General features: G+C 61.7%; 5 protein-coding genes. All 5 read left to right on the plus strand.

What is annotated here, in order from left to right; translation table 11 throughout:
- Positions 1–637: 637 nt before the first annotated feature.
- From FPZ47_RS25990 to FPZ47_RS26010, 5 genes are read left to right on the plus strand one after another with little or no spacing between them, the layout of a single operon-like run.
- Positions 638–1,660 (plus strand): thiamine pyrophosphate-dependent dehydrogenase E1 component subunit alpha, encoded by a 1,023-nt coding sequence (locus FPZ47_RS25990; protein WP_246133623.1) that lies wholly within the window; start codon positions 638–640, stop codon positions 1,658–1,660.
- Positions 1,650–2,654 carry an alpha-ketoacid dehydrogenase subunit beta gene (locus tag FPZ47_RS25995; protein ID WP_144956927.1) on the plus strand — a complete coding sequence of 335 codons (1,005 nt, stop codon included), beginning with the start codon at positions 1,650–1,652 and terminating at the stop codon, positions 2,652–2,654. The genes FPZ47_RS25990 and FPZ47_RS25995 overlap by 11 nt, the downstream gene beginning before the upstream one ends.
- Positions 2,651–4,048, plus strand: a complete 1,398-nt coding sequence (lpdA, locus tag FPZ47_RS26000; protein WP_144956930.1) for a dihydrolipoyl dehydrogenase — start codon at positions 2,651–2,653, stop codon at positions 4,046–4,048. The genes FPZ47_RS25995 and lpdA overlap by 4 nt, the downstream gene beginning before the upstream one ends.
- A 12-nt stretch (positions 4,049–4,060) precedes the next feature.
- Positions 4,061–5,323: a dihydrolipoamide acetyltransferase family protein gene (locus FPZ47_RS26005; protein ID WP_144956933.1), complete on the plus strand. Its 1,263-nt coding sequence runs from the start codon at positions 4,061–4,063 to the stop codon at positions 5,321–5,323.
- A 41-nt stretch (positions 5,324–5,364) separates the two neighbouring features.
- On the plus strand, positions 5,365–6,036 hold the full coding sequence (locus FPZ47_RS26010; RefSeq protein ID WP_144956936.1) for a TetR/AcrR family transcriptional regulator: 672 nt from the start codon (positions 5,365–5,367) through the stop codon (positions 6,034–6,036).
- Positions 6,037–6,179: the final 143 nt, after the last annotated feature.

The following is a 6,179-nucleotide window of genomic DNA, read 5'->3' on the forward strand; positions in this document are numbered from 1 at the left end:
TCAACTACGAGATCAGGGAAAACCGTCAGAAGCCAGAAGCGGCTTAAGAAACCCTCCACGATCTCGGGGGAAGCACATGCGCCACAAATCCGCCTGCTTCGGCGTCAAACCCAAACTCGCCCAACCATTCTCGTCCATCACGACCGAATATCGGGTCAACGCCACGCGAAAAACACCAGCCAGCTAGCCTAGCGGTGCTTTGTCGGCGCAGCAGACCTGGATCGCCGCGGCCTCGGCGCTGAGGCAAGGCGTTACAGCAGATTGACGTTACCGCTTTTCAGCGTGGGATATGTCAAATCGCCTCATCCGATTGTGCCGCTCAGTGGAACGTCTTTGTTGCCTGGCCACCACTTGCGGCGCATTATCACCAACATGACCCTGCACTGTAGGGACGGGGAGATCTCAGGATCGAGGGCAAGCTGGGATGAACATCCATGAGCCTGACGCGCTGGTGATCAGACGTCACCCGCATTGCTGTTATCACACCAACTGCGTGCGGGGACCGGAGTCGTCGTCCAGCTCGCGGTCGCAGACGGCCCCGAGAAAATCCACATGTAACGGTTAGAAGGATTGAGCACCATACAGTTTCGGCTGGCGGGCTTCGGCCTGGCCGGTGCATTGGTGAAAGGCGAAGACAATGGCAGCCAGCGGTAAGACAAACAAGCCTGCCGTGGACGCCCAGCGTCGAGAAGCACGGCACACCCCGGACCGTGAACTGTATCTTCGAATGTTCCGCACCATGGCGTTGCATCGCGCGGTTGAGGATCGGATGGTTAGCATGTATCGCCAAGGTGAGTTGCTCGGCTCGCTTTATACCGGGCACTGGCACGAGGCGATCGCGGTGGGCACGGCCGCGGCGTTGCGGGCCAGCGATTTTCTTGCACCGTTGCACCGAGATCTTGGAGCGCACCTATGGCGCGGCGTCGATCCGCGGGAGGTAATGGCTAGTTTCTTGGGTAAGGCCACTTCGCCGACCGGTGGTCGAGACGGCACCTTGCATTACGGGCGCCTCGACCTCAATATTTACAACCCGCCAAGCCACATCCCGGACAACTATCCCGTTGCCACCGGGGCAGCTTTCGCGTTCAAATACCGGCACAGCGACGGAGTAGCGCTGGCCTACTGCGGTGATGGCTCCACTGGACGCGGCGATTTCCATGAGGCGCTCAACATTGCTGCTGTGATGGACCTGCCGTGTGTGTTCGTCGTGGAAAACAATCAATATTCCTACTCGACGCCGCTGCGGTTGACGACGAAGTCGCCGGATTTCGCGATCAAGGCGAGCGCCTACGGTATGCCGGGGGAGCGGGTTGACGGGATCGACGTGGTCGCGGTGTACGAGGCGACCTTGCGCGCGGTTGCACGGGCGAGATCGGGACAAGGCCCCTCGCTTATCGAGGCGGTCACGATGCGTATGCACGGTCACGCCGAGCACGACCCCGCGGACTATGTGCCTAAAGAGCTGCGGGACGAGTGGGCGAAGCGAGATCCGTTGGAGGAGTTCGCCTTTAAGCTTCAGAAATTGAAATTCGCTAGCGACGATGAAATCGCCACCATCAAGGAGGAATCGCGGCAAATAGCGATCGACGCCCGAGCCAAGGCGCTCGCAGACCCCATGCCGGAGCCAATCGCCATGGAGGAAAGTGTCTATGCGGACTAGCAACGCTGCACCCGCTGCCCCGACTGCTGCGGAGGTCAGCTACCTCGATGCCGTCAGTCAGGGGTTGGCCGCCGCGATGGAAGCCGACGAGAACGTCTTTTTGATCGGCGAGGACGTCGGGCAATTCGGTGGTGCTTTCAAGGTGACCAAGGGCTTTTTGGAGAGATTCGGGTCGCGGCGCGTGGTCGACACCCCGATCGCCGAGTCCGGGTTCACCGGCCTAGCAGCCGGCGCGGCGCTGATGGGATTGCGCCCGGTCGTCGAATTCCAATTCGCCGACTTCATCTCCTGTGCGTTCGACCAGATCATCAATGTCGTGGCGCGGCACCACTTCCGCACCGGCGACCCGATGCCGATCACATTTCGCTGCCCGTTCGGGGCCCGGCTGCGCGCGGGCCCAACGCATTCACAGAGCATCGAATCCTATTTCGCTCATGTGCCGGGATTAAAGATCGTCGCACCGGCGACGGTGAGTGATGCCGCAGGCCTGTTGATCAGCGCAATCCGGGACAACAACCCGGTGCTCTACCTGGAGAGCAAGTATCTCTACCGCCGTATCAAGGCGCCGCTATCGCTGGATCCGGTGTCGATCGGCTCGGCGACGGTAGCGCGGGAAGGGACCAGCGTCACGCTCGTCACTTATTCGGTCGGAGTTCATCAGGGGTTGGAGGCTGCCGCCGAGTTGGCGAAGGAGGGAATCTCGGTCGAAGTCATCGACATCAGGACGCTGGTTCCCCTCGACGTGGAGACGATCGCGGCGTCAGTGCGCAAGACTGGTCGCGCCGTCGTCTTGCACGAGGCGGCCCGCCGGCTCGGCTACGGCGCCGAGATCGCGGCGGTCATCGCCGAGGAGTGTTTCTGGTTCCTCGATCATCCGGTCGTGCGGATCGCCGCAAAAAACACGCCGATCCCGACCAGTCCTCCTTTGGAGGACGCCGTCGTGCCGCAGACCGCCCAGGTCATCGAGACGCTGCGCAAGGTGGTCGCGACGTGAGCGGCGAAGACGATTACGACGTAGTGGTGGTCGGTGGTGGTCCCGGCGGATACGCGGCGGCGCTCTACGGCGCGTCGGCGGGTTTGCGCATCGCGCTCGTTGAGGGCGGCACGGTCGGCGGAACCTGCCTGAATCGCGGCTGTATTCCCGCCAAAGCGCTATTGCATACCGCCGAAGTGTACCGAACCGCCACGCGCGCGGCAGATTTCGGGGTCATCACCGACGGTACGTTCACGACCGACTGGGCGCGGGTGGCCAAGCGCACCACAGGGATCGTCGACAAGCTCGTCGGTGGGCTGACGGGGTTGATCAAAAAACGTAAAGTCGAATTGGTTACCGGCCACGCCCGGCTGACGGACTCCGGTGCGGTTTTGGTCGACGGCGCGCAGCTGCGCGGCCGGGCGGTGATACTTGCGACCGGCTCTGCGCCACGGACGATCCCGGGTTTCGAATTCGAAGACGAGCGGATTGTCAGCTCTGATCACAGCACCCGGAGTTCTAGCCTGCCGGATCGGGTTGCGGTGATCGGGGGTGGCGTGATCGGCTCGGAGTTCGCGTCGATGTTCACCGATATCGGGGTTCAGACCACGCTGCTGGAGGCGTTGCCGGGCGGTGTCTTGCCGACCGGACCGGAACCGGAGCTCGCCCAAACGTTGCGCCGGGCACTCCTTGGGCGTGGCACCACCATTCACGCCGGGGTGAAAGTTAATCCACCCGAAAAGTCTAGCAGTGGAATCGTTCTCGGCTTCCAAGGCAACGGCGAATCGGTAAAAATCGAAGTCGACCAGGTCCTGGTGGCGGTCGGGCGCGGTCCTCGCAGCGAGGACATGGGCCTGGCCGATGCGGGAGTCCGGGTCACCGACAAAGGATTCATCGACGTCGATACCGCGACGATGGCGACCAGCCGGCCCGGGGTTTACGCGGTCGGCGACGTCGTCGATACGTGTGGACTTGCCCACATCGCCTACGCCGAGGCGATCGTGGCGATCAAAGCTATCCTTGGCGAGCGACCTTTACCGATTGACTACGCGCGCATTCCGTGGGTGGTCTACACCCATCCCGAGGTTGCCTGGGCGGGCTACACCGAAGCCGGCGCCAAGGCCGCGGGCTATGACGTGGTGGTACACAAGCACAAATTCGCCGGTAACGGGCGGGCCATGATTATCGGCGACACTGACGGGATGGTGAAGGTCGTCGCCCAGCGAGACGGACCGATCCTGGGAGTGCACATCGTCGGGCCGTGGGCGAGTGAACTGCTTGCCGAAAGCTATCTGGCGGTCAATTGGCAGGCGCTGCCCGAAGAAGTCGGCGCATTCATCCATCCGCACCCCAGCCTGTCGGAGGCCGTGGGAGAAACAATGCTCGCCTTGACTGGGCGTTCGCTGCATGGCTGAAACGGAGCGAAGATGGCAGACGATATGTACGTGGTGAGGATGCCGAAACTCGGTGAAACGGTCACGGAAGGTACCGTTTCCCGCTGGTTGAAATCGGTCGGTGACCACGTGGCATTCGACGATCCGCTGCTTGAGGTCTCCACCGACAAAGTGGACTCGGAGCTGCCCAGCCCCTATGACGGTGTGTTGCTGGAAGTGTTTGTCGCAGAAGGGGAAACCGTTGCGGTCGGCACCGAACTCGCACGGATCGGACCGGCGGAAGTTGCCCCCACCAACGCGCCGTCTGGCACGCCCGTCGAGGTCCCTGCGACACCGGCCGCGGCGGTCACCACACTCACCAAGGCCCCCGCAGCACACCGGCCTATGGGCAACGGCAGTGGTCGGTTGCTGTCCCCGGTCGTGCGTCGCCTCGCCGCGGAAAACAGCCTCGACCTGTCCACCGTTTCGGGGTCGGGCGCGGGCGGGCGGATCAGGCGCGAAGATGTCTTGGCGGCGATTGCTGGCCAGGCCGCGTCACCGACACCGCCGGTAGTGCCCGTCGCTCCGGTCGCCGTTCCGGTGCATGGTGACCGCGAGGAGGTCGTGGCGCTCTCGCGGATACGGCTTGTCACCGCCGAACGGATGCTGCAGTCGCGGCAAACCTCTCCGCACGTGTGGACCTCCGTGGAAGTCGACTTAGAGCGCATCGAACATGCTCGGCGCCGGCATAAGGAGCAGTTCAAAAAACACGAGGGCGCATCGCTGACGTACCTGGCCTTCATCGCCCGGGCGACGATCGACGCGTTGCGGGCCTTCCCGGCGGTTAATTCGTCGCTGGACCTGGCCAGCAAGACCATGACGCTGCACCGCTACGTGAATCTTGCGATCGCCGTCGATCTCGATGAGCAAGGGTTGATGGCGCCGGTGATCAAGCACGCGGACACGTTGAATCTGCGTGGCATGGCGCGCGGTATCAAAGCGGTCGCAGATGCCGCGAAGCAGAAGACAATCACGCCCGACGACTTGACCGGTTCAACGTTCACGATCACCAACCCTGGGCCGCTGGGCAGCTACGCCTCGGCGGCGATCATCAACCAGCCCAACGTGGCGATCATGACCACCGACGGTGTCTCACGACGACCCACTGTTGTCGGCGACGCAATCGCCATCCACCACATGTGCATCCTCGGGCTGTCCTACGACCACCGGGCATTCGACGGTGTGACGGCCGCAAGGTTCCTCAAGTACATCCGCGACGCACTCCAAGAGCGAGATTGGGACGCTGAACTCGCCTGACTAGTGATGCTTTTGCGTTTTGATCTGGTGGAGGGTGTTGTATGACAGCACGACGGTTACAGCCGCAACAGCGACGTGAACAGCTGCTCGATACCGGGGCAGCGATGTTCGCAGAAAAGCCGTATAAAGATGTCTTTGTCGAGGAAATCGCCACGCGCGCGGGCGTGTCGAGAGCGTTGATGTATCACTATTTTCCGAGCAAGCGAGATTTATACGTGGCGATATTCAAGCGCGCTAGTCATCGGTTACTGTCGCGCGCTAATCCGGATCCGCGGCTGCCACTCGCGGAACAGCTTGCCGACGGAATCGAGGCTCATATCCAATATTTTGCCGATCACCCCTTTGAAGCAGTTGCTATCAACCGCGGCGCATTTTCGGACGATCCGGCGATCCAAGTGATCATCACCGAGGAACTGAATGTCATCGGCCAACGCCTGATTGACAAACTGGTCGCCGGAGGACGTCGCCGCGATGTCACTGAGATTGCTGTAGAGGGATGGTTAGCTTTCGTTCGCTCGGCATGCGTGAAATGGGTTCAGTCGCAGAAAATCACGCGAGCCGACCTCGCCGAAATGTGTCTACGGGCATTCGACTGTGCTCTTGGCTACGTCGCGCCCGCGCCCACAGCCGAAGATGTTTACCAACAGACGCCTGAGCCGTCGAGCTTCTGGCAGTGTCGCCGAGGCGTGTCTGACGTTTTAGTGAGGCTTTGACCGGCCACCACCCTCAAAACAGGCACGTCGCAGTCTTGTAGGTCGTTCTTCTGGCATATTAGCGAAGCTTACTAAGGCGATCGTAAGTAAGTCGAGTCACGCCGCGATGTAGGCCAAATTCGGGTCACGGAAAAATCCCTGGA

Origin of the sequence: Mycobacterium helveticum, assembly GCF_007714205.1 — a bacterium.
Taxonomy (GTDB): domain Bacteria; phylum Actinomycetota; class Actinomycetes; order Mycobacteriales; family Mycobacteriaceae; genus Mycobacterium; species Mycobacterium helveticum.

What these genes read in the sequence shown, in the direction of transcription:
- FPZ47_RS26005 (WP_144956933.1), top strand. Translation starts at nt 4,061, where the DNA reads ATGGCAGACGATATGTACGTGGTGAGGATGCCGAAACTCGGTGAAACG.
- FPZ47_RS25995 (WP_144956927.1), top strand. Translation starts at nt 1,650, where the DNA reads ATGCGGACTAGCAACGCTGCACCCGCTGCCCCGACTGCTGCGGAGGTC.
- FPZ47_RS25990 (WP_246133623.1), top strand. Translation starts at nt 638, where the DNA reads ATGGCAGCCAGCGGTAAGACAAACAAGCCTGCCGTGGACGCCCAGCGT.
- FPZ47_RS26010 (WP_144956936.1), top strand. Translation starts at nt 5,365, where the DNA reads ATGACAGCACGACGGTTACAGCCGCAACAGCGACGTGAACAGCTGCTC.